At 68.8% G+C, this 22970-nt stretch carries 20 protein-coding genes; 14 read left to right on the top strand and 6 right to left on the bottom strand.

The features are described 5' to 3' along the window. Nucleotides 1-501: 501 nt before the first annotated feature. From QYS60_RS18560 to QYS60_RS18550, 3 genes are all read left to right on the top strand, one after another. Nucleotides 502-1890: an SLC13 family permease gene (locus QYS60_RS18560; protein WP_371383890.1), complete on the top strand. Its 1389-nt coding sequence runs from the start codon at nt 502-504 to the stop codon at nt 1888-1890. A gap of 208 nt (nt 1891-2098) precedes the next feature. Beyond that, nucleotides 2099-3211 carry a PrpF domain-containing protein gene (locus QYS60_RS18555; protein WP_289379802.1) on the top strand — a complete coding sequence of 371 codons (1113 nt, stop codon included), beginning with the start codon at nt 2099-2101 and terminating at the stop codon, nt 3209-3211. Between the two features lie 8 nt (nt 3212-3219). Next, nucleotides 3220-4065, top strand: coding sequence for a CoA ester lyase (locus tag QYS60_RS18550; RefSeq protein ID WP_371383889.1), 846 nt, complete (start codon nt 3220-3222; stop codon nt 4063-4065). Nucleotides 4066-4084: 19 nt separating this feature from the next. On the opposite strand, the gene QYS60_RS18545 is transcribed toward QYS60_RS18550, so the two are convergent. Further along, nucleotides 4085-5005 carry a LysR substrate-binding domain-containing protein gene (locus tag QYS60_RS18545; protein WP_371383888.1) on the bottom strand — a complete coding sequence of 307 codons (921 nt, stop codon included), beginning with the start codon at nt 5003-5005 and terminating at the stop codon, nt 4085-4087. Nucleotides 5006-5221: 216 nt separating this feature from the next. On the opposite strand from QYS60_RS18545, the gene QYS60_RS18540 reads away from it, so the two are divergent. From QYS60_RS18540 to QYS60_RS18495, 10 genes are all read left to right on the top strand, one after another. Next, nucleotides 5222-6487, top strand: coding sequence for a CaiB/BaiF CoA-transferase family protein (locus tag QYS60_RS18540; protein WP_289379772.1), 1266 nt, complete (start codon nt 5222-5224; stop codon nt 6485-6487). Next, a complete protein-coding gene (locus QYS60_RS18535; RefSeq protein ID WP_289379774.1) occupies nt 6487-7278 on the top strand; it encodes a CoA ester lyase in 792 nt (263 codons plus the stop codon). Before QYS60_RS18540 ends, QYS60_RS18535 begins: the two co-directional genes overlap by 1 nt. 171 nt (nt 7279-7449) lie before the next feature. Next, the gene (locus QYS60_RS18530; RefSeq protein WP_289379775.1) at nt 7450-7776 is read left to right on the top strand and encodes a hypothetical protein; all 327 of its coding nucleotides are present in this window, start codon (nt 7450-7452) and stop codon (nt 7774-7776) included. Between the two features lie 287 nt (nt 7777-8063). Continuing rightward, nucleotides 8064-8396 carry a hypothetical protein gene (locus QYS60_RS18525; RefSeq protein WP_289379777.1) on the top strand — a complete coding sequence of 111 codons (333 nt, stop codon included), beginning with the start codon at nt 8064-8066 and terminating at the stop codon, nt 8394-8396. A gap of 14 nt (nt 8397-8410) precedes the next feature. Further along, entirely contained in the window at nt 8411-9022 is a 612-nt protein-coding gene (locus tag QYS60_RS18520; RefSeq protein WP_371383893.1) for a DUF3558 domain-containing protein, read from the top strand. Nucleotides 9023-9119: 97 nt separating this feature from the next. After that, entirely contained in the window at nt 9120-10631 is a 1512-nt protein-coding gene (locus QYS60_RS18515; protein ID WP_371383887.1) for a DUF3375 domain-containing protein, read from the top strand. Continuing rightward, the gene (locus tag QYS60_RS18510) at nt 10628-11221 is read left to right on the top strand and encodes a DUF4194 domain-containing protein (protein WP_003936243.1); all 594 of its coding nucleotides are present in this window, start codon (nt 10628-10630) and stop codon (nt 11219-11221) included. The genes QYS60_RS18515 and QYS60_RS18510 overlap by 4 nt, the downstream gene beginning before the upstream one ends. Then, nucleotides 11218-14517 (top strand): ATP-binding protein, encoded by a 3300-nt coding sequence (locus QYS60_RS18505; protein ID WP_371383886.1) that lies wholly within the window; start codon nt 11218-11220, stop codon nt 14515-14517. The genes QYS60_RS18510 and QYS60_RS18505 overlap by 4 nt, the downstream gene beginning before the upstream one ends. Then, a complete protein-coding gene (locus QYS60_RS18500) occupies nt 14514-15665 on the top strand; it encodes a DUF3322 domain-containing protein (protein WP_371383885.1) in 1152 nt (383 codons plus the stop codon). The genes QYS60_RS18505 and QYS60_RS18500 overlap by 4 nt, the downstream gene beginning before the upstream one ends. Nucleotides 15666-16036: 371 nt before the next feature. After that, on the top strand, nt 16037-17527 hold the full coding sequence (locus QYS60_RS18495; protein WP_371383884.1) for a stealth family protein: 1491 nt from the start codon (nt 16037-16039) through the stop codon (nt 17525-17527). A 65-nt stretch (nt 17528-17592) separates the two neighbouring features. Here the strand turns inward: QYS60_RS18495 and QYS60_RS18490 are convergent, their stop codons facing one another. The 3 genes from QYS60_RS18490 to QYS60_RS18480 form a co-directional block, all read right to left on the bottom strand. After that, complete coding sequence (locus QYS60_RS18490) at nt 17593-18534, bottom strand: DUF1254 domain-containing protein (protein WP_371383883.1); 942 nt, start codon at nt 18532-18534, stop codon at nt 17593-17595. A gap of 52 nt (nt 18535-18586) precedes the next feature. Then, the gene (locus tag QYS60_RS18485) at nt 18587-19507 is read right to left on the bottom strand and encodes a phosphodiesterase (protein WP_054372710.1); all 921 of its coding nucleotides are present in this window, start codon (nt 19505-19507) and stop codon (nt 18587-18589) included. Nucleotides 19508-19639: 132 nt separating this feature from the next. After that, the gene (locus QYS60_RS18480; RefSeq protein WP_371383882.1) at nt 19640-20431 is read right to left on the bottom strand and encodes a hypothetical protein; all 792 of its coding nucleotides are present in this window, start codon (nt 20429-20431) and stop codon (nt 19640-19642) included. Nucleotides 20432-20632: 201 nt separating this feature from the next. Here QYS60_RS18480 and QYS60_RS18475 point away from each other — a divergent pair, with 201 nt between their 5' ends. After that, the gene (locus tag QYS60_RS18475; RefSeq protein ID WP_371383881.1) at nt 20633-21046 is read left to right on the top strand and encodes a CoA-binding protein; all 414 of its coding nucleotides are present in this window, start codon (nt 20633-20635) and stop codon (nt 21044-21046) included. A 72-nt stretch (nt 21047-21118) separates the two neighbouring features. Here the strand turns inward: QYS60_RS18475 and QYS60_RS18470 are convergent, their stop codons facing one another. Next, the gene (locus tag QYS60_RS18470; protein WP_371383880.1) at nt 21119-22036 is read right to left on the bottom strand and encodes a pseudouridine-5'-phosphate glycosidase; all 918 of its coding nucleotides are present in this window, start codon (nt 22034-22036) and stop codon (nt 21119-21121) included. A gap of 47 nt (nt 22037-22083) precedes the next feature. Then, on the bottom strand, nt 22084-22884 hold the full coding sequence (locus QYS60_RS18465; RefSeq protein WP_371383879.1) for a DUF429 domain-containing protein: 801 nt from the start codon (nt 22882-22884) through the stop codon (nt 22084-22086). Between the last annotated feature and the right edge of the window lie 86 nt (nt 22885-22970).

Here is a 22970-nt window from a genome sequence, read left to right as displayed (position 1 = left end):
TCGACAGAACACCGCGGACCCACCCGTGAAGGTGTCCGATGATTGCACTGAAAGTGCCTCTACGTAGATGGGTCATCGTGACGTCAAAAATCTCGATTCCCTCACTACGGGAATCGCTTTCGAAATTCACACGCCGTCACGGACGACGCAGTCTCCACGGATCCGGCCTCAGCGATGTCGAGAAGCAGGAACAGGGTCACCACATCGAACGGGTTACGCCTCACCCCTCCGGGTGAGCCTTCAGTTCAGCTAAAGCCCACCGTAGCGATTCGACATTGTCATGAATACGGGCCGCTTTTAATGTGATGTAGGTAATGGTCAAGCGAAGGATGTGACATGCAAATAGTCACTCTTCCGGCACCCTGCGGGAACGCCTCGTGCGACGTGGACTGCGACAGCAAGACACGTTCCGCCTCGCTTGACCCGCCCGTATCCACGCCCGTTCGCAACTGCCGATCGGGCGCCGTTCGATCCGCCTCGCGGTGAACCGAAAGAACGCTCATGACTTCCATCGAGATACTGCCACTGATCGCATTGGTGGCAATGTTCGTCATCGCCACCTTCTTCCCCATCAACATCGGCATACTGGGGTTCATCGGCGCGTTCGTCGTGGGGGCGTTCCTCCTCGGCTACGACGACAAGGAGATCCTCGCCGAGTTCCCCAGTTCGATCGTGCTGACGATCATCGGCGTCACCTACTTCTTCGGCATGGCGAAGAAGAACGGGACCATCGATCTCCTCGTCCACACCTGCATACGCAGCGTCCGCGGTCGAGTGACGATCGTTCCCTGGGTGTTCTTCTTCTGCGCCTCGGTACTCACGGCCTTGGGCACGTTCAGCCCGGCGGCGGTCGCCTTGATCACGCCGGCGGCGATGTCGTTCGCAGCTCGGACCCGGATGAGCCCGCTGGTGATGGGCATCATGACCATCAACGGCGCACATGCCGGAGCATTCTCGCCGATCTCGGTCTCGGGCGTCCTCGTCCGCGACATCGTCGAATCGAGTGGGTTGACGATCGCCCCGTGGACCCTGTTCTTCGCCAGCTACGGCATCAACCTGCTGCTCTCGGTCCTGACCGTGATCGGCTATGCCGTTCTCGCCCGGATGCGGAACCTCGAATTCACGGCTACCGGCTCGAGTGACGACTTCGACTTCGACGGCGGTGAGAGCCCTCGCCGCGCTCCCGTCGCGGGACCTGGCGCGGCCCCGTTCGGCGGCTCGTCCGGGGGAACCGGCACCCAGGTCCTCGTCCGGACCCCACGCACCGAGATCGTCACCGAACCTGCACGACAGCCAGTCACCGCCGTCCAGAAGCTCACCCTCGTCCTGATCGCCGCGGTGCTGGTGCTGGTGCTGCACATGCCGATCAGCTTCGTCGCCATCGCCGCCGGTGCGATCCTCGCCTTCACCGACCTGTCCAAGCAGAGTGAGGCCATCGCCGGTATCAGCTGGTCCACGGTGCTGCTCGTGGCGGGCATGGTCACCTATGTCTCCCTCATGGAGGAGATCGGCACGCTCGACCATCTCGCGCAGATGGCGATCACCATCGGGGCCCCACTGCTGGTCGCCGTCGTGCTCTGCTACGTCATCGGCGTCACCTCGGCGTTCGCCTCGTCGACCGCACTGCTCACCGCTGTCATCCCGCTCGCCCTTCCGCTGCTGCAGACCGGAGCCCTCCCGGTCGTCGGCGTCGTGGCGGCCCTCGCCATCTCGGCCACCGTGGTCGACGTATCTCCCTTCTCGACCAACGGCGCGCTCGTCCTCGCCAACGCCCAGAACATCGAACGCCCCCGGTTCTACCGCCAGCTGCTGCTGAACGCGGGCATCGTGGTCGCGATCGCGCCGATGCTGTGCTGGCTGCTGCTGGTGGCCGTCCCGGCCCTGGCCTGACGCGTCGACGCCACCCCCCGAGGGTTTAGCTCGAGTTAACCCTCATCGAGAAATCCGCCATTGTCCCCCACCCTGATCTCGGTCAGGGTGGGTGGTGGGACACCGCTGGCACCTACGCTCCCTATCCGATCGGAGCCTCCAGCGGTGCCTCACACACTCTTCCAACCCGAAAGGTGGGCCGACCGTGTTCACACTCCGTGGAACCTGGATGCGGGGAGGCACCAGCAAGTGCTGGCTGTTCAACGCCGTGGACGTCGATCCCCTCATTCCCCAGGCAGGTGGGCTGGATGCCATCTTGACCTCCGCGTTCGGCTCCGGCGATCCGCGCCAGCTCGATGGTGTCGGGGGCGGCAGCTCGACCACGTCGAAGGCGGCAATCGTGCGCCGCTCAAGCGAGTCCGGCATCGACGTCGACTACCTGTTCGCCCAGGTCGCGATCGGTGACCGGCGGGTCGAATGGGGCAGCAACTGCGGAAACTGCGCCACCGCGATCGGGCTGTATGCGCTGCAATCCGGCTTCGTTCCGGTCGACTCCGCGGTGACGACCGTGCGAATGCGCAACCAGAACACCGGCGCAATCCTCACTGCCGAGATCGCGACCCCGGGCGGAATGATCCCCACCGAGGGTGACGCGGCCGTGCCAGGCACCAGCGCGCTGGGCGTCCCGGTTGGCCTCACCTTCGCCGGTCTCGCTGCCGATACAGCCACACTGCTGCCCACCGGCTCAGCCGCCGAACAGATTTCGATCGAGAACCACACGTACCGCGCCACGATGGTCGCCGCCGGCGCTCCGGCGGCGTTGTTCGACGCCGCCGACCTCGGACTGACCGGCGCAGAAGACAATCGGACCATCGCCGAACACCTGCCGCTGCTTCTCCGGCTGCGACGGGAATCATCGTTGCGGATGGGACTGAGCAAACCGGGAGACCCGGTCACACACGCGATCCCCAAGGTCGGCGTCGTCGGCCCCCCGGTGGACTACCGCACCAGCACGGGCGTCGACATCGACGAAGACGACTACGACATCTCCGTCCGGATGCTGTCGATGCTTGCCCCGCACCCCGCAATCGGACTGACGTCCGCCGTCGCCGTCGCCGCGGCGTCCACCGTGACCGGTGGCGTCGTCACCCACAACACGCGGGTCCGGTGGCCCGGATCGCTACGGATAGGGACGCCCGCCGGGGTCCTCGACGTCGACCTCACCACCTCGCCCGACGGTATCCTCGAAGCGGTCACCTTGCACCGGGCGGCCCGGCGCATCGCAGTGGCGGAACTCTTCGTCACCGGCCCGGCGCCCGCACTGGTCGGGTTGGCACGGTGAAGGTCCGAATGCCCGAGAACACCACGATCGCACCCCGGACAATCGACGCGCGGATCGCCCGCTCCTGGCTGTTGGTCAACGGCAGCCGGATCGACTTGTTCGACCAGGCCGAACGTTCATGCGCCGATCAGATCGTCCTCGACATCGAGGACGCGGTCGATCCGCAACGGAAGTCCTCGGCACGCGAGGACGTTGCCGTCTGGCTCGAACGCTCCTCGGCCTGGGTCCGGATCAACGACCGGTCCTCGAAGTACTGGAGCGACGACGTCGATCGACTCGCCGGCCTTCCCGGACTGGCGGGCGTAATACTCGCGAAAACCGAATCGGCAGAACATATCACCGAAACGTTCGACCGACTCGGCAGAGACACCCCAGTCATTGCCCTGGTCGAATCCGCCCTCGGCATCGAGCAGGCCGGCGCCATCGCCCGCGCCCGCGGCGTGTTCCGGCTCGCCTTCGGCAGCGGTGACTATCGCCGGGACACCGGCACGAGCGCCGACGACCTCGCCATGGCGTACCCTCGCTCCCGACTGGTGGTCGCCAGCCGGGTCGGCCGGCTGCCCGGACCGATCGACGGCCCCACCGTCAGCAACCGCCACACCGTGTTGCGCGAACAGTCCGCAGTGACCGTCTCCCTCGGCCTTACCGGAAAACTGTGCCTGGACACCGATCAGCTGCAGGTGATCAACGAGGCCATCAGCCCTACACCGTCGGATGTCACCTGGGCGCGGCAGTTCCTGGCCGATTTCGAGACCCGCGGCCGCATCATCCGCGACGGCAGCGACCTACCCCGCCTCGGGCGGGCCGAGCAGATCACCCGCCTCGCCGACGCGTTCGGCATCTGCCGGAACTGACAGGCGTCCTTCCGGGCCCCTATCCGGCCTCGAATCCCTCCTGCAGTAGGCGGGCGGCGGCAGTGCACACCGCGATTCCTTCCTGCGCGGCCGGGCTCAGCCGCCGCTCGGTCAGATGCGCGACCAGGATGCGCCGCTGCGGCGGGCGGGTCGCGAGGGGAATCGACCGGACGTCGGGTCGGAGGTTGAGCACGGCCAGGCGCGGCGCGATGGCCACACCGAGCTCGACGGCCACCATCGCCTGTACCTCACCGTAGTCGTGCGCGAACACACTCGTCCGAGGCATGAAACCACCTTGATTACAGAGCTTTTCGAGTGTCTGGGCAACCGGGTGATCATCGGCGCGTACCACCCACGCCTCGTCGCGCAGTTCGGTGATCCGGATCGAGTCGCGGTCGGCCAGACGGTGCCGTTCCGACACCAGCAACACGGTCGGATCGTTCATCAGGTGGTGGTAGGTCAACGTAGGGTCATCGACTCGGTTCCATTCGTAGTCCCACAGCAACGACAATTCGGTCTCCCGCCGGCGCAGGGCGTCGACCAGTTGCGCGAACCGGCCGCTGACCACCTTCAGATCGACGCCCGGGTGCCGCGTCTTGAACTCCTTGACCACCAGCGGCAGCAGTGACGACCCGGCCGTGGGAAAGGTGCCGATCGCCAGCACACCGGCCCGCAGCCCCTTGATCTCCGCGAGTTCGGCCTCGGCAGCCTCCAGCTCGACCAGGATACGTTCGGTGTGCCGGAGGACCGACCGCCCAGCCTCGGTCAGCACGATGCCTCGCGCGTGCCGCTCCAGAAGCGGCTGCCCCGCCTCCTTCTCCAGCTTCGCGATCTGTTGGGACACAGCCGAAGTGGTATACCCGAGTGCGGACGCCGCCGCGGTGATCGACCCGTGCGCGGCGACCGTGCGCAGTGTGAACATCCTGGCCGTATCCAGCACGCGCCACCCCTGACTTTAGACAAAGTTAACTGCTGTCGATATGCCCGTGATTGTAGTTGAACCGGGGGGATGGCAATCTCGAGGTGGCGGCCCCGGCGCCACGGACTCTTCGGCCGCGCCATGACCCTGCATCACCCGTCGGTCCGCGCTCGTGCACCCCGGCCGCTGTCGAGCGCCGCACCTGTATCGACCTTCCCCACCATCCGAGGACAGCTTATGACTGCACACCCGAGCGACAGTTACTCGACCCACGACCACCCCGGCACGAGCGCAGCCGACAGCCCTCCTCCGACACGTGGCCCGTTGCACGGCCTCCGCGTCCTCGACATCAGTACCGTCTACGCCGCACCGATCACCGCCATGCTCCTCGGTGATTTCGGCGCGGACGTAATCAAGATCGAGCACCCCTCGGGCGATCCCGCCCGCTCACACGGAGCCCGGAAGGACGGCCACGGACTGTGGTGGAAGGTCATCGCCCGTAACAAGAAGTGCATCACTCTCGATCTCAGCACCGACGAAGGCCAGCAGATACTCCGCGACCTCGTGATCGATGCCGACGTGCTGGTGGAGAACTTTCGCCCCGGCGTACTCGAGAAGTGGGGGTTGGGTCCGGACCGACTCCATGCCGTCAATCCGGGACTGGTCCTGCTCCGCGTCACCGGGTTCGGCCAATCCGGACCCTACGCCGAGCGCCGCGCATTCGGCACCCTGGCCGAGGCGATGAGTGGCTTTGCCCACCAAACCGGGACGGAGGACGGCCCACCGACGCTGCCGCCCTTCGGACTCGCCGACGGCGTTGCCGGACTTGCCGGCGCATTCGGCGTGGTGACCGCGCTCCTCCACCGCAACGGCTCGGCCGGCCGCGGACAGGTCATCGACATGTCACTACTCGAACCACTTCTGGGAATTCTCGGCCCCGGGCCCACCGCCTACGACCAACTCGGCACCATCGCCGGCCGCAACGGCAACCGCTCCCCCAATAACGCCCCACGCAACACCTACCTCACCAAGGACGGTCGGTGGGTTGCCGTCTCCGCGAGCGCCACCTCTGTCGCCGCGCGGGTCATGCGCCTGGTGGGCCGACCTGACATCGTCGAGCAATCCTGGTTCGACTCTGCCGGCGAACGCAGCCGCAACGGCGAACTGCTCGACGACGCGGTTGCGAAGTGGATCGCAGACAGACCCCTGCACGAGGTCACGGCCGAGTTCGAACGGGCCGGCGCCGCGCTCGCACCCATCTACGACGTCGCGCAACTCATGAGTGATCCGCAGGTCCTCGCCCGTGACTGCATCACGACCGTCGACGACGAAGACCTCGGCCCGATCAAGATGCAGAACGTCATGCTTCGCATGCTCGGGACTCCGGGTGCGATCAAGTTCCCCGGCCGCCGTCTCGGGCAGGACAACCAGGAGTTCTACCGGGACACCCTCGGCATCGACCAGGAACGAATGACCGAACTCACCGAGAAGGGCGTCCTTTGATGAACCGCAGCTACCTCTTCGCGCCTGGCCACAACCTGAATCTGCTCGGAAAGGTGTTCCACGCCGGCGCCGACGCCGTCATCCTCGATCTCGAGGACGCGGTGCCGCCCTCCGAGAAGCGGAGCGCCAGGGCAAACGTCGCATCCGTCGTCACCACGAGGACCGCGTGGGTGCGGATCAACGCCCCCGGAACCGGACTCGCCGCCGCTGATCTGCATGCCGTCGCTGCATCGGCACACGGCATCCGCATCCCCAAGGTCGAAACACTCGACGACGTTCACTGGGTCGCAGCCCGGGCCCCGGGAAAGCCCCTGATCTGCGCCATCGAAACCGCGAAAGGGGTCGCCAATGCCTTCGATATCGCTGATCACCCGGCAGTAACGCATCTCGCCCTCGGTGGTATCGACCTGCAGAAAGACCTCGGCACGGGAGACGGGGACATACCGATGCAGTACGTGCGATCCCACCTCGTCGTCGCCGCGCGCGCCGCCGGCATCGCCCCACCGATCGACAGCGTCTACCCCCACCTCAATGACAATGACGGACTCATCCGGCAGGCCGCCCACAGTCGCAGCCTCGGCCTGTTCGGCAAGTCCGCAATTCACCCCGCTCAGCTGACGGCCATCCATGCCACCTTCACCTCGGGACAGGACGACATCGACTGGGCCCGCGAAGTGGTCGACGCATTCGAGAAGGCCGGCGGAGCTGCGGTCCGGCTACCCGGAGGTGAATTCGTGGATCTCCCCGTCGCAGAGCGGGCACGAAAGATCTTGGACGCCGCGCGAACGTGATGCCGTCATGCTCCGCGCCGTGTACACCTGTAGTGCACGAACGCGTGCCGCCTGCCATGAGCAGATCCTTCGGCCGACGCGTCGAACTTCCCGACCGTCTCGCGCACGAAGCCTGAGCCTCGCTGTCCAAGGTGGCGCCGGTCTGGGCGTACAGGTGGACCTCGCGCTGGCGTGGAATTGCTCGGCTCCGCCCCGGCGCTGTGCATGGTGCTGGTCGGGGCGGTGCTCGACGCGGGCCGTCACGCTCGGCATCGTCATCGCCATGTGGCGAAAACGATCGAACTTCAGCGGTCCGGGATTCTTCGGTTACTGCGTCGCCGTCGCAATCGGCCCCGGCGCGCTGCTGTTCGCGATCTGACCCGTCATCGTGGCTTACCCTCGGAGGTTCGATGCGCCCCGCACATCTGTGCATCCGCTTTGGGCTCGACGCCGCCCATCGGCCCCGGCTTCGACGGCCTGGCGCTGACGATCTTCGTCGTCGTCGGCACTGCGGACTGATCGCACCGATTCTCGCCGTGGTGGGCGACCGGGGAGCGCCGACCTTCGACAAGCACTCCGCCTGGATGCTCGCCTCCGGACTGACCGCACACACTCTCGCAGGAGCAGACCTGACACTGACGCTCTGAGATACCGACCCCGCCGACGAGAACCGAATCGTCCCGACCGAATCGCACGCGAGCTCGGTCGGGGCGCAGGCGTCTCAACCCCATTCTCGAAAGAGAATCCCGGGTGACCTGCAAGCGAATGCGCTACAGTTCCCGGGCCAACTGATACCGGGGGGATTCATGGCCGAGGGACTCCGTTTGGACCCGCAAAAGATTGACGAGATCGTCGCCATCTGCGACACCATGCTCGAGACGCTGCGGATAGCCACCGACAAGGCGAAGGCGTTGACCGACGCACCATGCTTCGGAGGGTTCGGGTCTGCCGAGGATCTACGCGCCGGGTTTGTACGCAAAGCTCGGGGCACTCCCGAATCACTCTACGAACGTCTCGAACAATTCGAGGCGGTGCTGAGCCAGATGCGGGAGACATTTGCCGCCGGCGGTGACAAATTCCTCGATGCGGAGCACAACTGGACTCAACGCCTGAACGCGGCGGACTCGGACGACCAGTGAACGGGCGCCGCGTCATGATCGCTGTAAGTGTGCTCCTCGCGCTCGGCATGCTTAACGGCTGCGCATCGCCGGCTTCCACTGCAGTCGCTACGAACGACTCTCTGGACCCACCGACCACGACAACCACGGTGCCACGCTTAGTGGACGAGTCCGATCGCCCCCACGTCGCCTTCGACCCCTGCCTCGACATCCCGGACCATGTGCTCAAGGCAGCCGGATACGACCCGACATCCGAAGACAATGCAGATTTCGCTGCCACTCACTTCACGATGCTGGGCTGCTCCTACAAGGGCAACGTGACGATGCCCGGCGTGGCCGCCTACCGGCTGACAGTGCTGTCGGCCAATTTCGACTGGTCGACAGAACTTCGAAAGGTTGCCGACAATGACGACGACATCACTCATATCGAGATAGCCGGTCAGCGCGCAATACTGAAAACCAATCCGTCGCTACCTGAGAGTTGCGGGGTGAGCGTAGAAGCGTTCTACGGGGTGCTCATCTTCAGCTCCGTTGTATTCGGGAAGGGCGGCACCCGCGTACCGGAAGAGCAATGGTGCACTGGCCTCGTCGACACCGCCGAGCGCATCGTCGCCGTCCTCGACGACTTCGAGTCGCGCACCCGCTGACCCAACATCCCGTCTGGATTCGCCCCCGGAAGCTGACCTCGAACCCGCCCGAGTTCGCCGGACCACACCCGCGACGCTGTCGCCCCCATGTGTCAGCATGGTCGAACCCGAAAACGGAGGGAGCGTCGTGTCCACCGCCGACCTGCACCGTCTGACGCGTCTGCGTCAGGAGCACCCGGCGTGGGCGCTGCTGCGGTCGGACAATGCGGCTGCGGTGCTGGCGCTGCTGGGCCGGCATTTCGACCGCGGCACACGTCGGCTGCCGGCCCCGGAGCTGTTCGCCCGCCTCGATGCGGACCTGCAGGAACTGCGCGACGAGGGATTCGAGTTGCCGCGCACCGGTCAGGCCTATTGCGCGGACTGGGTGCGCGCGGGTTACCTGCTGCGCCGCGCGAGCGCCGACGCTCGCGAGGAAACCCTCGAGCCGACGGAGGCGACGTTCGCCGCGCTCACGTTCGTCGAGGGACTGACGACGGCCACCAGCTCGGTCACCGAGTCGCGGCTGACCACCCTGTCGAGCCAGCTCCAGGCACTGGCGCGGGACTCGGACCCGCGCAGCGAGAGCCGTCTGGCGGCGTTGCGGGCCGAGCGCGACGAGTTGGACCGGCAGATCGCCGCCGTCGAATCCGGTGACTTTCCCGTACTCGACGGGAACCGCGCGGTGGAACGGTCCGCGGAGATCCTGGCACTGGCGGGGGAGATCCCGGGCGACTTCGCGCGGGTGCGCGCCGAGTTGGAGGCGCTCAACCGGGAGTTGCGGGCCCGGATCCTCGACGACGAGGGCGACCGCGGCGACACCCTCGGCGAAGTGTTCCGCGGGGTCGATCTGATCGGCAGCTCCGACGCCGGCCGCAGCTTCGCCGGCTTCTACGACATGATCATCGACCCGGAGCGGTCGTCGCAGCTCGACGACTGGATCGAGGCGGTGCTGCAACGCCCGTTCGCGCAGCAGCTCACCACCGAACAGCGACGACGCTTCCGCACCCTGCTCACCGAGATGGAGGACGCCGGCGGCGAGGTGCACGCGACGATGACCTCGCTGTCGCGTTCGCTGCGCCACTTCGTGCAGTCCCGCCACTACGAGGAGCACCGGCGTCTGCAGCGGCTGTTGCGCTCGGCCCAGCAGCAGGCCCTGCAGGTGGCGCAGCGCCGCAAACCGTACGACCTGCTGGACCTCGAGCTGGTGCGGGTCGGCATGAGCATCGATTCGGTGGCGGCGCTGCGGCTGCACAACCCGGCCGACGACCTGGTGGCCGAGCCGGTAGTGACGCAACCGGTCGGCGAGGTCGATCTCGCGGAGCTGCGCCGCATCGTCCGCGAATCGGAGATCGACATGGACGAGCTGGCGGGCAACGTCGCCGCCACGCTGCGTTTCCGCGGCAGCGCCACGATCGGCGACGTGTTGCGCGATCATCCCGCCACGCAGGGACTGGCCAGCGCGGTGGGTCTGCTGGTGCTCGCCGCGGAGCACGGTCACCGCGTCGACGGCACAGAGGAGATCGCGTGGACGTCCCCGTCGGGCGCGACCCGCGTGGCGACGGTGGGCCGGCACCTGTTCGACCCGACCGACAGCGAGTTCACCGCCCGCATCACCGAGGACGCGTCATGACCGAATCGACCACACGCACGGGCGACACCGGCGAACTCGACCTCGACACCCGCCGGGCGCTGGTGCAGCTGCTCAAGGGACCGCTCGTCACCGCCGACAAGCACCCGGAGGTGTGGCGGACGGTGATCCGCGACGAGCGGGTGCTGCGGTCCCGGCTCGCGGACGTGTTCCTCGATCTCGTCGTCGACGAGGACGATCAGCTCGCGTTCACCCGCCCCGCCGACACGGGCGACCACAAGGCCCCGACGGTGCTGCGCACCGAGCGGCTCACGTTCATGGACACCGTGATGCTGCTGGCGTTGCGGCACCGGCTGCTGCGCGCCCAGCCGGGCGAGCGGGTGATCGTGGACTTCGACGAGGTGGCCGGGCAGCTGGAGATGTACCGCGCGGCGACGAGCACCGACCCGGCCGGCTTCCGCAAACGGGTCAACGCGTCGTGGGAGAAGCTGAAGAAGTACACGCTGTTGGCGTCCACGTCCACGGAGGGCCGGATGGAGGTTTCGCCGGTGTTGCGGCAGTTGTTCGATGCCGATCAGGTCGCCGCCGTCGAGGCCGAGTTCCGGCGCATCGTCGAGGAGGACGCGCCGTGAGCGCCGCACCCGTCCACCCCGGCCAGTTCCGGCTCGCGCGGGTGCAGGTGGTCAACTGGGGCACCTTGCACGGGCATCACGACATTCCCGTGGCCCGCAAGGGTTTTCTCATCACCGGGGCGTCCGGATCGGGCAAGTCGACGCTCATCGATGCGATCTCGACGGTGCTCATGCCGGGGGGCAGCGTGCGGTTCAACGCGGCCGCGCAGGAGTCGGCGGCCGGGTCGGGCCGCAACTTCGTCAGCTACATGCGCGGCGCGTGGCGGCGCGAGGCCGACGCCGACACCGACGCGCTCACCGCCTCGTATCTGCGCACCGGCGCCACGTGGAGCGCGGTCGCACTGACGTACGACGCCGCCGACGGCACGGCCCCGGTGACCCTGGTCAAGCTCATGCACCTGCGCCGGGGCGCCAACGCCAACAACGAGATCTCGCACCTGCACCTGATCCTCGACACCGACGAGGAGCTGACCGCCCTCGAACCGTTCGTCGCGCGGGGCATCGACACACGGGGCATCCGCAAACGCTGGCCCGATGCGGTCGTGAACCCGAGCTACGCGCCGTTCGCCCGCGCGTTCCGGTCCAAGCTCGGCATCTCGTCGGAGGCCGCGCAGCGGCTGCTGCACCGCACGCTGTCCGCGAAGAGCCTGAACAGCCTCGACCAGCTGCTGCGCGACTACATGCTCGACGAGCCGCCCACGTTCGCGATGGCCGAGCGGGCCACCACCCAGTTCCGCGAGCTGCGCGAGGCGCACCGCGTCGTCGTCGACGCCCGACGTCAGGTCGAGACGCTCGAGCCGCTCGTCGCGCTGGCCGACGTCCGTCGCACCGGGCTCCAGGCCCAGCGCGACCTGCAGGACGAGACCGATCACCTCGACGCGGTGCACGCCCGGATGACGGTGGACCTGCTCAGCGACCGGCTGGACGAGACGCGGGCACAGACCGGTTTGCTCCAGGCCGCCGCGGACAAGACCGCCGACGAGGCCGACCGCGCCGGCGAACGCACCCTCGATCTGCGAGTGCTCGCCGAGAGTGCCGGCGACGGCCGGCTCGCTACCCTCCGCGTGCACAAGGAGACCGCCGAGACCGCACTCGAACGAATCACCCAGCAGCGCAGACGGTTCGACCTCGCCCTCGCCCAATGGGAGGCAGAAGCACCGGCCACCGCGGACGATTTCGCGCACCTGCAGGCCCAGCTCGAGCGGGAACTGCGCGAGCTCGACGCGACCGCCGACACGCGCAGGGCCGAACTGTACGAGGTGGCCGGTGCGCTCGCCGAAAACCGGAAGACGATCCGCGCGCTGATCGCCGACCGGGAGGTCCTGGCCCGGCGCCGCTCCAATCTCGATCCCGACCTGCTGCGCGCCCGGGAACTGGTGTGCTCGGCGGCCGGGCTCGGGGAGGACGCCCTGCACTTCGCGGGCGAGCTGATCGCGGTGCGTGCCGAGCACGCCGAGTGGACGGGTCCGATCGAACGGGTCCTGGGCGGATTCGGGCGCACCCTGCTGGTGCCCGACGAGCTGTATCCGCGGGTGGCCGCCGCCGTCGACACTCACCATCTCGGTGCACGCCTCGTATACCGGCGGGTCCGTACCGGCGTCGGCGCGCCGGACGCACCCACGACGGGCGACGGCTCGCTCGTCCGCAAGCTCGAGGTGCGCCCCGGCCCGCTCGCCGCGTGGCTGCACCACCACCTGGCGGACCGCTTCGACTACGCGTGCGTCGACACCGCCGACGACCTGCGCCGCGTCCCGCGGGGCGTCACCCGGGCCGGGCAGGTCAAGCACGGCGGCGACCGGCACGAGAAGGACGACCGGCGTCGCATCGACGACCGCAGCCGCTGGGTCCTCGGCTTCGACAACGAGGCCAAGCTCGCCGACCTGCGTCGGCGCATCGGCGACGCCGAGACCGATGTCGACGCGCTGCAGCGGAGGCAGGAGGCTCTCGAACGCGCCGAGTCCGCGATCCAACAGCGCCGGCAGGCCGCCGCAGTGATCCGCGAGTCCGCGTGGGCCGACGTCGACGTCGCGGCGGCGGGGAACGCGGTGGACGCGATCGAGGAGCGGCTGCGCGAGTGGATGCAGGGAAACTCCGAGTACGCCACGCTCACCGCGGATCTGGCTCGCGCCGAAAGCGAGGAACGCGCCGCCCGACAGGCGCACACCGCGGCGCTCGCCAAGCTCGAACAGCACCGGGACGAGCTGACCCGGGTGCAGGCGCGGCTCGACGAGGCACAAGCCCACGCCGGCACGGCGGTGCCCGAGCCGATCGCCGCGCGCATCCGGGCCCGGTTCGCCGCGGCGGTCCGCCGCGTCACCGTCGACAACATCGACCGGGCCCTGAGCACGGTGGGTCGCGCGACCAACGAGGAGACGCGGGCCGCGCAGCGCGACACTGCGGACGCCGAGCGCCGCATCACCGCCATCCTCACCGGCTACCTCGCCGAGTGGGAGGCGCGACGCGCCGAGATGCGGTCCGAGGCCGAGTACGTCGACGACGCCCTCGCGGTGCTGGGCCGGCTGCGCAGCGACGGCCTGCCTGCCTACGAGGACGAGTTCTTCCGGCTGCTGCGCGAGCAGTCGCACCGCAACATCGGGGAGCTGGCGCGCGCGATCCGTAAGGCTCCGGGCGAGATCCGCTCACGTATCGAGCCGGTGAACGAATCGCTGCGCCGCTCGCCGTTCGACACCGACCGGATCCTGCGCATCGATGTGAAGGACCGGCGCTCCCCCGCCGCGTCGGAGTTCCTGGCGGAGCTGCTGCAGATCACGAGCGGCGCGTGGAAGGAGGAGGACCGGGCCGCGGCGGAGCGGCGGTTCGACCAGATGGCGGCGGTGCTCGAACGGCTCGACTCCGGCGAGCCCGCCGACCTGCGGTGGAAGCGCCTCGTGCTCGACACCCGCCTGCACGTCGGATTCATCGGCGTCGAGGTCGACCCGGAGGGCCACGACGCCAACTATCACGACTCGAGCTCCGGCCTGTCGGGCGGGCAGGCGCAGAAGCTGGTGTTCTTCTGCCTCGCGGCCGCGCTGCGCTATCAGCTGGCCGCCGCCGGCGAGGAGTTGCCGCGCTACGGCACAGTGATCCTCGACGAGGCGTTCGACCGCGCCGACCCCGCGTACACCAGGCGGGCACTGGACGTGTTCACCCAGTTCGGGTTCCACATGGTGCTCGCCACCCCGCTCAAGCTGCTGCAGACCCTCGACGACTACATCGACGGCGTGGCCGCGGTGAGCATCCGCGACAAGCGCTACTCGCAGATCGCCCTGCTGCCGATCCGCGAGGACGGCACGTGAGCGCACTGTGCGTGCCGCCGTCCGCGGTCGCCGGCAAGGCCCAGGCCGCGTACCGCAGCCGCCGCGCCCGATGGATCACCGATCCCACTGCGGCCGAATCGGATTCGCTGACGATTGCGCTGCATCCACCGTCCGAACGGCGGGTCGCGCAGAATCCAGACGCCGTCGTGGCGTGGGTGCGGGCCTGGCACGGTTACCGGGGCGGCGGCCGGGTCGAGTGGGAGACGCGACGCTGGCCGAGCTTCGGCACGCAGGAAGTGCCGGTGCGCCTGGTGCTTTCGGGCGCGACCGAGATCGCCGCCGCGGCCGCACGCGCAGCCGAGTGGCGCACCCTCACCGCACGGCAGGCGTGCCTGCTCGACGGACTCGGCCCTGGCACGGCGACGCTCTCGAGCGCGATCGCCGCGACGCACACTCGCTGGCTGGAGCTGGACGAGCCGGACTTCGGACGGCTCGTCGCGGCCGTGCGGTGGCTGGCCGAGCATCCGTCGTCGGGGCTTTTCATCCGCCAGCTGCCGGTGCCCGGCGTCGACACCAAATGGGTGTCGCGGCACCGCGCCCTCGTCGAGACGCTACTCGAGGGGGTGCGCGGCGACCGCGACCTGGGGGTGCGGTCGCTGCCGCGGATGTGCGAGGTGGCCGTGTGCGACCGGACGCTGCTGGCGGCGGCGCCCCGGATCTTCGCGACGTCGCTCGACGAGCTGGCGGCACTGCCGGTGACACCGGCCCGCACCCTGATCCTGGAGAACAAGGAGGGCCTGCACGCGCTGCCGCAGCTGCCGGCGACGGTGGCCGTGCACGGCGGCGGCTACGCGGTACACGAACTCGCGGACGTGCCGTGGCTCGCTGCCTCCGACGTCGTGTACTGGGGCGACCTGGACACGCACGGCTTCGCGATCCTCGACCGGCTCCGCGGCCGTCTCCCGCACGTGCGCAGCCTGCTCATGGACCGCGGCACCGTCGAGCGGTGGCGCAGACTCGCCGTGCCCGAGGCGTCCCCCGCCCCGCACGTGCCCGCGCACCTGACCGGACCGGAACGCGACGCCCTCGACGCCGTGCGCGCCGGAGGGCTGCGACTCGAGCAGGAGCGAATCCCGTGGCCGTACGTTGTCGAACAGCTTGCACGAATGTCCGAGGCACAACCCTGACCAACGGCGGCCAGACGGCGACCGAATGTCACAGTCATGCGATCCAATCGACCCGCTGTGACATTCGGTCCGCGGGTCGTCACGCAACGATCACGTCCGCAGCATCGAATCGACACAAAGCCGACAAAGCGCCGCCTCCCCGGCTACAGGTTCTCCCCTGCAGTCTTCAGTTGCACCTTCAGTCGCATCGGCCACTAGAATCAATCTTCTCATTCCCGAGTTCTCGCCCGGGAAATCCCTTCACAGGAAAGGAGCATCCGACGCACACGCCGGCCCCCCACACCGTTCATCTCGTCTCCCTGCCCCACAGCGTCGGAGATGCTCCCCCGCTCGCGTCCGAGCGGCCCCGGCTGCACGGCCACCCGCACATCGTGTGGTTCCGGGACCGCTACGCGATTCCCATCTCGACCACCACGCCGCATCAGGCGATGCTCGAGGATCTGCAGTTCGTGCGCCGGGTCCTCGACGATGCCGGCATCGACTTTCTGCTGGTCCGCGGCGACGGCGCGCGCCCGGTGCTGGCGGTGAACTGGGCCGACCGCAAACAGCTACGCGCCGCCCTGGTTGCGGCGTGCGCGGAGGAGCCGTTCTACTCCAAGACCGTCGGCGCGAAACGGCACCGTCCGGTGCTCGTCGCGGACGGCCGCCTTTCCCACAGTTCCAAGGCACGGATCTTCCGGCTGTTCCGGCCGCGCGTCGAGCTCTCCAGCGGGCTGCGGTACGGGGCGTCCAACGGGGTGCAGATCGAGCTGTGGTCGCACGCCGACGACGAGATCGTCCTGCCCAGGGAGAACGCCCTGACCCGCCGCAGCGTGCTGCGTGAGGAGGTCACACGCGGCACCGTGGAGCGGTACGGGCAGACGTGGCCGACGATCGAGGGGATGTTCGCGACGCACCCGTCGGACGTCCCGTTCGAAATCGATCTGGTGTTCTCGTGGGTCGACGGCTCCTGCAAGAAGTGGCAGGCCGAGCGCGCCAAGCGCATGGCGAACTACGTGGTCGGCGAGGGCGACGACTCTGCCGCCCGCTACCGGCAGATCAACGAGCTCAAGTACGCGCTGCGCTCCGTACATATGTATGCACCGTGGATCCGGCGGATCTTCGTCGCGACCGACTCTGACCGACCGGACTGGCTGGCCGACGACGGGCAGGTCACGTTCGTGCGCAGCGAGGAGTTCTTCGCCGACCCGTCGGTGCTGCCCACGCACAATTCGCAGGCCGTCGAGTGCCAGCTGCACCACATCCCGGGTCTGTCCGAGCACTTCCTGTACTCGAACGACGACATGTTCTTCGGCCGCCCGGTGGACCCGCAGATGTTCTTCTCCGCCGGTGGGGTCACGAAGTTCATCGAGGCGGACACCCGTATCGGGTTGGGCCGGAACCACAAGAGGCGCAGTGGTTTCGAGAACGCGGCCCGGGTCAATCGCCGGCTGCTCGAGGAGCGGTTCGGGGTGACGATCACCCGGCACCTCGAACACACGCCGGTGCCGCTGCGCAAGAGCGTCATGGCGGAGATGGAGCGGGAGTTCGCGGACGAGTTCGCGGCGACGGCGGCGAGCACGTTCCGGGCCGCCGAGAACATTTCGGTGACCAACTCCTTCTACCACCACTACGCGTTGATGACCGGTCGGGCGGTGCAGCAGACGACGGCCCGCATGCGGTACGTCGACACGACGATGAAGGCGGGGCTGCGCGAGCTGGACACGCTGCTGGCGGGGCGGAAGATGGACTTCTTCTGTCTCAACGACGGCAGCGTGCCCGAGGTGGACCTCGAGCTGCGCACAGCCAAGGTCACCCAATTCCTGGAGCGGTACTACCCGATCCCGGCACCGTGGGAGACGGACTACCCGGGACGGTCCTGACCCGCACCGCGTAGCACCCGGCCGGGCCGCTTCTCGCGGGGCGGCCGGGTGGAACGCGCATCCGGTCACCGCCCGTTCGACAGGGTGGGAAAGGTCCAGCGTCCGTCGAGGACTTCCGGGCGCGGCCGGTACAGGCGGACGAGGTAGTTCCACCCCTCGGTGACGGGCAGGCAGTTGGCGCCGGACGCATCGCCGAACCGGATGGTGATCGAGCCGTCCGCGTCGGGCACACCCGTGATGTTGTTGACGCTGTAGGCATTCTGTTCGTTCGGTTCGAAGAAGCCCTGCGCGTTGTAGACGGAGACGGACCAGAATCCGTCGACGGGCACATCGCGGACGGTCAGCTCGTACTCGCCGACCGGCAGTCCCGGATCGACGCCGATGTAGGCGGCCTCCGTGGTCGGTAGGCCACCCCAGCCGGCGGCCGTGCCGATCAGGTGCCGGACCGGGTCGACCTCACCCCGGGCACCGAACATCCGGTCGAAGCCGGTCAGTCCTCGTGCCAGCGCCAGGAGCGCGTCCCGCGTCGCGTCGAGGCTCGCCCGGTCGTAGTCGGGCGCCGTGAACGGCGTCGACGAGCCGGCGTCGAGTCGGAATCGGTCCTGGAGCGCGGCTACGGCCTGCACGTCGTCCGGATCGGAGGGATCGACGAGGATCCGCACCGCGATCCCGACGTAGGGGGTCGGGAACTCGTCGGCGGTGAGCCGGTGTTCTCCCGGCTCGTGGAGGATCCGGTCGACGTGGTGGTCCTGGTCGACGACCATCGCCGACACGTACCGGCGCCCGCTCTCGGGGATGGTGAGCGTCGCGCCCTGGGAGACGTCGACGACCGCGAAGCTGTAGAGGGTGTCGCGGTTCATCCGGATCACCGTCTGGTGCTCGACGGTGGCGGGCTCCCGGTTGTGGCTCAGCGTGTTGACGCCCCCGGCGTCCCGCTGGAGATCGAGGAGCATCCGGTCGGTCTCTGCTCGAACGAAGTTGTCGACATTCACCGGGATCGATGTCATGCGCGGAGCCTAGACGACGCACACCCCGCGCGCTGTCCGATTCGTCCGTCTCCTAGACGCGGACGGTGACGTCGGGGTTCTCCGGAATGCGGATCCCGGCCTCGGCGAGGCGCTGCGCGGCGTCCTCCGCGGTGGACGGCCGCCCGGCGGTGGCGTAGCTGCCGGTCGGCACCACCGAGTGCACGATGGTGTCCGGGTAGACGTGCACGAGGTTGAAGCCCTGGGCGCCGTCGTGACCGCGCTGGCACCCGGCCGGAACGTTGAGGTCCTGGGTGTAGCAGGTCGACGAGGCCACCGAGACGGGGATGCCCGCGAAGGTCGCGGTCGTGGTGTAGTGCAGGTGCCCGGCGAGGATGGTGCGCACGTCGGTGTCGCGCAGCACCTCGGCGAGGCCGGCCTGGTCGCGCAGTTCGACGAGCACGGCCTGGTCGAACACACTGGGCACCGGCGGGTGGTGCATGGCGAGGATGGTGCCGAAGGGCGCCGACGTCTCGAGTTCTCGTGCCAGCCACCTCAGCTGTTCCGGCGAGACCTCGCCGTGGTGGAAGCCGGGCACCGAGGTGTCGAGGGTGATGATGCGCAGGCCGTTGATGCGGTAGACGCGGTCGACGGGCCCGGTGGACGGCGCCTGGTCGAGCAACAGCTCCCGGAAGGCGGCGCGGTCGTCGTGGTTCCCCATGGCCCACACGATCTGCGCGCCGAGCGCCTCCGCGACGGGCTCGACGAGGCCGCGCAGCTTCGAATACGCGTCGGGCTGGCCGCGGTCGGCGAGGTCACCCGTGAACACGAGCGCATCGGGTTGCACCCCGGAGGCGCGGATGTCGGCGAGGATCTGCTGTACCCGGGCGTCGGCGTCGACCGTGCCGTAGAGCAGTTCGTCGCCGCCGACGAGGTGGGTGTCGGTGATGTGCAGCAGGGTGTGCGACGGCCTCGGGTATTCGGCTATTCGCTCGGCCCCACGAGGGCTGCCCATGATGTCTCGCTTCCGTTCGCCGACGTGCTCAGGGGCACACGTCGAGTATGACGATAGTCGAACGGGTCGAGGTTGACCTCGGACACCCCGGAGTCGACGCCTCGGCGAACGGGACGCGAACGTCGGGTGCCGTCAAGCCAGGTGCATCCCCAGCGGCGTCGATTCGGGCTGGTCGAGGCGCCAGAACGTGTCGCCGTCGCAGGTCTCGGTGTCGCCGCTGAGGTAGCTGGCGATGGCGATCGCGGCGGTCGTCGGGTCGGGAAACCGTCGGCCTTCCATCGGACCGGCGGTGATCTCGAGGGCGCGGGTGACCGGGTCGAACCGTCCCTTGACGCGGTAGCCGTCCCGGTCGGCGACCACCGGCAGCCGCAGGTCCTCGGCGACCTCGGGTTCGGCCGACTCGCGCGCCTTGCCGGCGTTCGCCTTGCGTGCGCGGTTGCGGGCACGCCGCTCCTGCTCGGCCTCTGCCGCGTCGTCGTCGGTGTAGCGGGTGGTGTCCTTGGCGGGTGTCAGACCGAGCAGGTCCCAGCGGTCCTTGCCGTGGGCGACGCTGCTCAGGGGGACGGCATGGCTCCCGGTGCGCGTCCGGCCGGGGCCGTCGGCCATCCACAGGTCGACCTCGGCGGCGATGCCCGCCGCGACCTCGTCGGAGGGCAGCACGAAGTACTCGGCCGGGTCGCTGCCCAGGTCGACGAACACCCAGAACTGCGAGCCGGTGTCGTCGGTGTCGGGCAGGGCGTCCTGCCGTCGCGCCTGCCAGTCCCCGTCGATCTTGGTGCGGACACGCACGATGCAGCTGTCCCCTTCGACGCCCCACACCTGGACGGGGTTGCGCGGCAGGTGCTCGAGCCGCTCGGCGCGGCCCCCGCGCTGGATGACCTCGGAGATGAAGGCTTGGATGCCTCGACCGGCAGTGTCGTGCACTCGACTGCGTCCATTTCTGTGCTTGCGCCCCGCGCGCGTCGGTGAGCTGTGTTGCGACGGGTCCACGCGGCACGACTCGGGTTTCTGCACCCACAGTACGGGTAGGGGTTCGGCGGCCTCGGGACGCGTCGGCCTCCGGTGGGTCGAGCCGGGTGCCGCGGCGACCCTCGCGCCGCACCGGCGAAGAGTAATTTTGCCGACATGAGCACCTCGTGGCAGGACCCGAAGGCCGTGAACCTGATGCTCGACGACTGCGACACCTGGGCGGTGGTCGGGCTCTCCGGCAACCCGGACCGCACCGCGTACCGGATCGCGCGGCTGCTCCAGGAGCGCGGTAAACGGATCGTCCCCATTCATCCGAAGGCGCCGACGGTTCTCGGCGAGCAGGGCTACGCGACACTCGCGGACGTGCCGTTCCAGGTCGAGGTGGTCGATGTGTTCCGCCGGTCGGAGTCGGCGGGCGAGTTCGCCGACCAGGCCGTCGCAGTCGGCGCGAAGGCCGTGTGGTTCCAGCTCGGGGTGATCGACGAGGACGCGTTCGCGCGCACCACCGAGGCCGGGGTGGCGATGGTGATGGACACGTGCCCGGCGATCGAGTGGAACAAGCGGGGCTGACTGCTGCCCGAAGGTGCGGTGCATCCTTTGGGCTGCCCTGGCCGCCCAAAAGACGCACCGGTGCGGCGGTGGTCAGGGCGACCTGCCGGCGAGCGCCGTCGCGACGGCACCGCCGAGCGCGACGTTGCCGCGGTACACCTCGACGTTGACGTCGAGGCTGCGGCCGCCGGTGGCGCGGTGGAAGTGGTCGAGCAGGAACGGCGTGGTGTCCTTGCCGACGACTCCGGCCGCTGCGGCACGCTCCTCGGCCTCGTGCAGCACCCGCGCGTGCAGGCCGGGGTCGAGCTGGGCGCCCTCCGAGACCGGATTCGCAAGGAGGATGCCGGCTTTCAACCCGAGCGCGTCCCGGGCCCGGACCAGGTCGGCGACTTCGGCCGGCGAGTCCACGGAATGCTCGAGGGGGCAGCTGCTGTCGCGGATGTAGAAGCCGGGGAAGGTTCGGGTGCGGTAGCCGACGACGGGGATGCTGAGGGTTTCGAGCCGTTCGAGCGTGGCCGGGATGTCGAGGATGGACTTGACGCCGGCGCTGACGACGAGGATCGGGACGGTGGACAGGGCAACCAGGTCGGCGGATTCGTCGAAGGTGCTCTGTGCGCCGCGGTGCACGCCACCCAGCCCGCCCGTCGCGAAGATCTCGACCCCGGCGCGGTGCGCGAGCAGGGCCGTCGCGGCGACTGTGGTGCCGCCGGACAGTCGTCGCGCGACGGCGATCGGCAGGTCGCGCACGCTCAGCTTCGTCACGGTCTGTGCCGTCGCGAGTTCGGTGATCTCGTCGGTGGACAGTCCGACCGTGGGTACACCGCGGAACACACCGATGGTGGCGGGGACGACGTCCGCCTTCCGCAACCGCGCCTCCGCCTCGAGCGCCACCTCGAGGTTGCGCGGGCGCGGCAGACCGTGGGTGAAGATCGTCGATTCCAGGGCCACCACCGGGCGGCGGGCCGCGACGGCGTCGCGCACCTCGTCGGATATCCGGATCACCGGGTCCATGCGGCTCCTCTCGTCGCCTGCAGCGTACCGGCGCGGGTCCGGTCGTCTCAGAGCAGTTCGCCGAGTCCGCACACCGGCAGGTGAATCCAGCCCTCCCTCACCGCGGCGGCGTGCTGCGTCGCATCGGGCCGGGCGGTTCTGCCGAGGGCTGCCGCTCGGGCGACGAGGCCGGCGACGACCGCATCGAACGCGTCGTCGGAGTCGACGCACAGGTCCCGGAAGCCGCCGAGCGTCAGTCCCGGCAGGGCCTCTTCCAGCGCGACCACCGAGGCGGCCCGCACCTCGCGGTTCTTCGCACTCTTGTACCCCTTGAACGGAAGCCCCCAGATCTGCAGCGCCGCAGCGGGATACGCCTCGACGACCGCGCCGTCGACGCGGTCGACATCCACTCCCCCGGCGTCGAGTTCCGCGAGCAGGCCGGCGCACCGGAGCGCCACGTGGGCGATGAGATCCGCGGACACGCTCAGCGGGACGATCCCGGTCCGGGCATGCACCACGCGGTCGGTCGACCGTCGCACCAGCGGCAGCCGTCCGGGCCGGCTGCTCAGGGCGCGTTCGCGCGAGTACTCGAGGCGGTGGTGCGCGCCGACGAACTCGACGAACGCGTCCGGCCAGCCGAAGGGCGCGTCGATCCCGCTGCGGTCCGCCGTGGCGATCGCGGCCACGATCTCCGGGTCGGTCGCACCGAGCCGCAACTCCTGCACCGTCGCGGTGCCGTGCTCCCACGCGAGGGTGGCGACCGCCGTCTTCGCCGGCTCGGCCGCGAGGTCGACCCCTACCGTCTTCACGAACGTCACGGTATCCGCTGCCCGTCCCCGGAGCTTGCACCCGTACTGCGCACCTTGCATCCCCTCCGTCCCGCCACAACGGGTGCAAGCACGCCACAAGGAGTGCAAGCTCCGGCACATCGTCCGGCGGGCAGACAGCCGTGGAC

It is taken from the genome of Rhodococcus sp. GXMU-t2271, assembly GCF_041414735.1.
GTDB classification, from domain to species: Bacteria; Actinomycetota; Actinomycetes; order Mycobacteriales; family Mycobacteriaceae; genus Rhodococcus; species Rhodococcus indonesiensis.
The sequence above is the reverse complement of the archived record's forward strand: the minus strand, read 5'-3'. Positions and strand labels throughout refer to the sequence as shown.

Coding starts and splice junctions, on each gene's coding strand:
- QYS60_RS18560 (WP_371383890.1), top strand. CDS start 502: ATGACTTCCATCGAGATACTGCCACTGATCGCATTGGTGGCAATGTTC.
- QYS60_RS18555 (WP_289379802.1), top strand. CDS start 2,099: ATGCGGGGAGGCACCAGCAAGTGCTGGCTGTTCAACGCCGTGGACGTC.
- QYS60_RS18550 (WP_371383889.1), top strand. CDS start 3,220: ATGCCCGAGAACACCACGATCGCACCCCGGACAATCGACGCGCGGATC.
- QYS60_RS18540 (WP_289379772.1), top strand. CDS start 5,222: ATGACTGCACACCCGAGCGACAGTTACTCGACCCACGACCACCCCGGC.
- QYS60_RS18535 (WP_289379774.1), top strand. CDS start 6,487: ATGAACCGCAGCTACCTCTTCGCGCCTGGCCACAACCTGAATCTGCTC.
- QYS60_RS18525 (WP_289379777.1), top strand. CDS start 8,064: ATGGCCGAGGGACTCCGTTTGGACCCGCAAAAGATTGACGAGATCGTC.
- QYS60_RS18520 (WP_371383893.1), top strand. CDS start 8,411: ATGATCGCTGTAAGTGTGCTCCTCGCGCTCGGCATGCTTAACGGCTGC.
- QYS60_RS18515 (WP_371383887.1), top strand. CDS start 9,120: ATGGTCGAACCCGAAAACGGAGGGAGCGTCGTGTCCACCGCCGACCTG.
- QYS60_RS18510 (WP_003936243.1), top strand. CDS start 10,628: ATGACCGAATCGACCACACGCACGGGCGACACCGGCGAACTCGACCTC.
- QYS60_RS18490 (WP_371383883.1), bottom strand. CDS start 18,534: ATGACATCGATCCCGGTGAATGTCGACAACTTCGTTCGAGCAGAGACC.
- QYS60_RS18485 (WP_054372710.1), bottom strand. CDS start 19,507: ATGGGCAGCCCTCGTGGGGCCGAGCGAATAGCCGAATACCCGAGGCCG.
- QYS60_RS18475 (WP_371383881.1), top strand. CDS start 20,633: ATGAGCACCTCGTGGCAGGACCCGAAGGCCGTGAACCTGATGCTCGAC.
- QYS60_RS18470 (WP_371383880.1), bottom strand. CDS start 22,036: ATGGACCCGGTGATCCGGATATCCGACGAGGTGCGCGACGCCGTCGCG.
- QYS60_RS18465 (WP_371383879.1), bottom strand. CDS start 22,884: ATGCAAGGTGCGCAGTACGGGTGCAAGCTCCGGGGACGGGCAGCGGAT.